The organism is Actinomycetospora sp., from assembly GCF_055612215.1.
This window is the reverse complement of the sequence record NZ_JBVPVA010000790.1, coordinates 1-3858: the sequence shown is the minus strand read 5'-3', so window position 1 is coordinate 3858 and position 3858 is coordinate 1. Positions and strand designations below refer to the sequence as shown.

4 protein-coding genes are annotated in these 3858 nt (G+C 74.4%); 3 read left to right on the top strand and 1 reads right to left on the bottom strand.

Annotated features, from left to right (window positions below):
* Positions 1-340 precede the first annotated feature (340 nt).
* From AC0CYZ_RS21635 to AC0CYZ_RS21625, 3 genes are all read left to right on the top strand, one after another.
* Positions 341-946 carry a hypothetical protein gene (locus AC0CYZ_RS21635; RefSeq protein ID WP_472219116.1) on the top strand — a complete coding sequence of 202 codons (606 nt, stop codon included), beginning with the start codon at positions 341-343 and terminating at the stop codon, positions 944-946.
* Complete coding sequence (locus AC0CYZ_RS21630; RefSeq protein ID WP_472219114.1) at positions 943-1455, top strand: mycothiol transferase; 513 nt, start codon at positions 943-945, stop codon at positions 1453-1455. Before AC0CYZ_RS21635 ends, AC0CYZ_RS21630 begins: the two co-directional genes overlap by 4 nt.
* A gap of 281 nt (positions 1456-1736) precedes the next feature.
* Positions 1737-2366, top strand: coding sequence for an acetate uptake transporter (locus AC0CYZ_RS21625; RefSeq protein ID WP_472219112.1), 630 nt, complete (start codon positions 1737-1739; stop codon positions 2364-2366).
* A 74-nt stretch (positions 2367-2440) separates the two neighbouring features.
* Here the strand turns inward: AC0CYZ_RS21625 and AC0CYZ_RS21620 are convergent, their stop codons facing one another.
* Positions 2441-3667 carry an amidohydrolase family protein gene (locus AC0CYZ_RS21620; RefSeq protein ID WP_472219110.1) on the bottom strand — a complete coding sequence of 409 codons (1227 nt, stop codon included), beginning with the start codon at positions 3665-3667 and terminating at the stop codon, positions 2441-2443.
* Positions 3668-3858: the final 191 nt, after the last annotated feature.

Below are 3858 nucleotides of genomic sequence, written 5' to 3'. Positions count from 1 at the left end.
CCGCGTCCGAGGCCTGCACCGTCGTCTCCTTGCCGGAGCGGCTGGTCAGCCCCCCCGAGCCCGCGACGAGGACCCGCCCGGACCGATCCAGCTCGCCCATGACGCGAACGGTAGCGGAGCGTGGCCGCATCTCCGATGGTTGCGCCGTCCGGTGATGGTCACAGCCGCTGCCCGTCACGATTGCTCGCCGTCCTGACGCGCCGGGTGAGCGCCCGTCAGAGCGCTGTGTGACCTCGCGTGTGGCCGGCGTGATCTCCTCCGACCCGGGGTAGCCGCTGGACGTTCACGTGGGATCGGCCTGCGCAGTGCGTCGCGTGGACCGTGGCGGAAGGGGTGGCCCATGCCGGCCGGAGAGTTCGCCCGCGACGAGTCCGCCCCGGACGGTCCACCGGAGCAGCACCGCCCACTCCCGCCGCCGGTGCCCCTCGAACACGTCCCGCGCGAGCGCTTCGTCGTCCCCGGTACCCGCGGGCTGCGGTGGCGGGCCCGCTTCCTGATCGCGACGTGCAGCCCGACGACGCGGCCGTGGGCGGCGGTCGCGCTCTGTCTCGCCGGCCTCGTCGGCCTCTTCCTCCCGCTGCTGCACACCGCCACCGGACACGACTGGACGGCGATCGAGCTGGCCGAGGGACCGACGCTGGTCGCGCTCGTGGTGTTCGTGGTGCTGACGCTCGTCCCGGTGGTCGACCTCGTCCTCGGCGCCGAGCGCCTCACCCCCTGGCTCGCCTTCCCCGCCGCGCTGGGCGCGCAGGTGACGACGGCGCTGGCGATCGTGGCGGCGGCGCGGGGCGCCGGGGCGTTGCACCCCGTACTCTCCGCGGGCGTCACCGGCCCGGACGCGGGCCTGGTGCTGCTCGTCGTGGCGGAGCTCGGGCTGGCCGTGGTCGGGGGGATCGGGTTCGCCCGGCGCCACCGAGCCACGTCCCCTCGCGAGGAGGATCTGTGAACAGCATCGACGTCCTGGTCGACGCCTTCGGCCGGATCCGCAGCGACGTCCACCGGGCGGTGGAGCGGCTCGACGAGAAGGCGCTCAACCTGCGTCTCGACGCCGAGGCCAACCCGGTCGGCTGGCTCGTCTGGCACCTGACGCGCGTCCAGGACGACCACCTCGCCGAACTGGCGGGCACGGAGCAGGTCTACACGGCCGACGGCTGGGCCGACCGCTTCGGCTTCGACCTCGACCCGTCCTCGATGGGCTACGGGCACACCGCGGAGCAGGTGGCCGCCGTGCACGTGACCGACCCCGCGCTGCTCACGGGGTACTACGACGCCGTGCACGAGCGGACGGAGGCCTACCTGCGCACGCTCGCCGACGCCGACCTCGACGAGGTCATCGACGACCGCTGGGACCCGCCGGTGACCCGCGGGGTCCGCATCGTCAGCGTCGTCGACGACGACATCCAGCACGCTGGACAGGCGGCCTTCGTCGCCGGGATCGCGCGCCGCGCGACCTGACCCGGAGTCCTCGTTCGGACTCCGACGTGACCGCGGTCACATCTCCTGGTAGGCCGACCAGACCAGTGCCACCCTGCCCCCTCGGACAGGGACGACCGAACCGGACACCGCGGGGCGGGGTCCCGATCCGAGCCCGCCCTGTCCGGTTCCTCCCGATCACCCACCCCGCGCGACCCCGTCGTCCGCCCCGCGGACGATCAGCGGGATGAGGTCGGTGTGACACGGGACATGATCGGGAAAAGTCGCGCCAGACACACCTGCACCCAAGGGAGAGGACGTCGATGACGACCGTCAACGACCCCCACAACGTCGAGAGCACGTCGGGCTCGGCCGCCGCGGCCGATCCCACCAGGGGCTTCGCCGACCCCGGCCCGCTGGGCCTCGCCGCGTTCGCGACGACGACCTTCCTGCTGAGCCTGTTCAACGCGGGCATCGCCCCGGAGAACCTCGAGAAGACGGTCCTGCCGCTGGCGCTCTTCTACGGCGGGCTCGCGCAGCTCATCGCCGGGCTCTTCGAGTTCCGCAAGGCCAACACCTTCGGCGCGACCGCGTTCGTCTCGTACGGCGCGTTCTGGCTGGCGTTCGCGGCGTTCGTGCAGTTCGTCGAGCCGGCCCTGCCGGAGGCCAGCACCAAGACCGCGACCGGGCTCTTCCTGCTCGGCTGGGCGATCTTCACGCTGTACATGTTCATCGCCTCGCTGAAGACCTCGGGCGCCCTGATCGCGGTCTTCGGGCTGCTGTTCCTGACGTTCCTGTTCCTCGTGCTGGGGACGCTGGCCGGGGTGTCCGCGCTCGCGACGGTCGGCGGGATCCTCGGGATCCTGACGGCGATCGCGGCCTGGTACGGCTCGTTCGCGATCGTCACGAACTCCACCTACGGGCGCCAGGTCCTCCCGACCGCCCCGCGGTAGACCGACTGCTCGAGACCCGGGGCCGGGCGGACCAGGTGTCCGCCCGGCCCCGTCGTCGTTCCGGGCGCCGTCCGTCACGGCCCCACGAGCGGCACCGGGTGGGCCAGGTCGTGGGGCACCCCGGCCCGCCACACCGTGCGCAGCGCGCGGGTGTGGGTGACGTCGGCGGTCGGGTCGCCGTCGACGAGCAGCAGGTCCGCCCGCTGCCCGACCGCGACGCGTCCCCGGTCGCGGAGCCCGAACACGTCGGCGGCCCGGGAGGTCGCGGCCGCGAGCACGTCGGTCGGCGCCATCCCGGCCTGCGCGAGCAGCTCGAGCTCGAGGTGCAGCGACGCGCCGTGCAGCACCGCCGCGGGCCGGCCGGGGACGTCGTTGGCGTCGGTGCCCGCGACGATCCTCGCTCCCGCCGCCACGAGCCGCCGCAGGTTCTCGACCGCGTGCTCGTACGCCGCGCCGGGCGCGGAGCTCGTCGGCAGGCCGCCGCGGTCGCCGGTCCGCAGGGCGTCGACGACGTCGGGCGGCAGCCGCGTGGTCAGGCGCGGGTCGGCGAACAGCGCGTTCTGCGAGCCGAGGTCGGTCAGCGCGGCCATCATCGTCAGCGTCGGGACCACCGTGAGCCCGCCGAGCCCGTCGTCGTCGAGCGGGCCGTCCAGCGGGAGGTGGGTCAGGACGTCGACGCCGGCCTCGCGCGCCGTCGTGAAGGCCCACCGGGTCGGGGCGTGCGCGACCGTGGTGAGCCCCCGGGCGCGGGCCGCCGCGCACACCGCGGCGACGGTCTCCGGGGCGAGGGTGGGGCGGGTGACGTCGGCGGCGTTCTCGACGAAGACCTTGAGGTAGTCCGAGCCCTCGCGCACCCGGTCCGCGACGAACTGCTCGGCGTCCTGCGGCCCGGACAGGCCCGGCATCCGCCAGCCGCTCGGGTCGGGCGGGAGCATGACGGCGGGCCAGCCGTCGACCGCCCCGGCCATCAGCCCGGAGCTGCGCAGGTCCGCCTCGTCGTCGCGGCGCGCGGCACGTCCGCGCAGCATCGCGGTGAACTGCGGCGGGGCGGAGAACATGTCGAGCACGGTCGTCACGCCGTGGCGCAGGTCCTGCCCGAGGTTGCCGGCCCCGCGCAGGTGGACGTGGCCGTCGACGAGCCCGGGGAGGAGGGTCGCGCCCCGCCCGTCCACGTCGCCCTCGGCGGGCTCGCGGGCCCCGGGTTCGACGGCCGTGATCACGTCACCGTCGACGACGACCGTGCCCTCCCCCAGCGGCCGCTCGCCGTCGAAGATCCGGGCGCAGGAGATCGTCGTGCTCACGACGGAGAGTGTGCGCCGCTGCGAGGCGTGATCGCGACGCCCGAGGGTGGCTTCGCCGACGGGCCGTCGGCGGGTCGGGCGCGTGGGTCAGACTGGGTCCGGACGGAAGGGGCGGCGGATGCGTGAGCGGTGGCGCGTGGACCCCGTGCTCGCCTCGGTCTGGGTCGGGCTGGCCGCGATCGTCGCCGTGT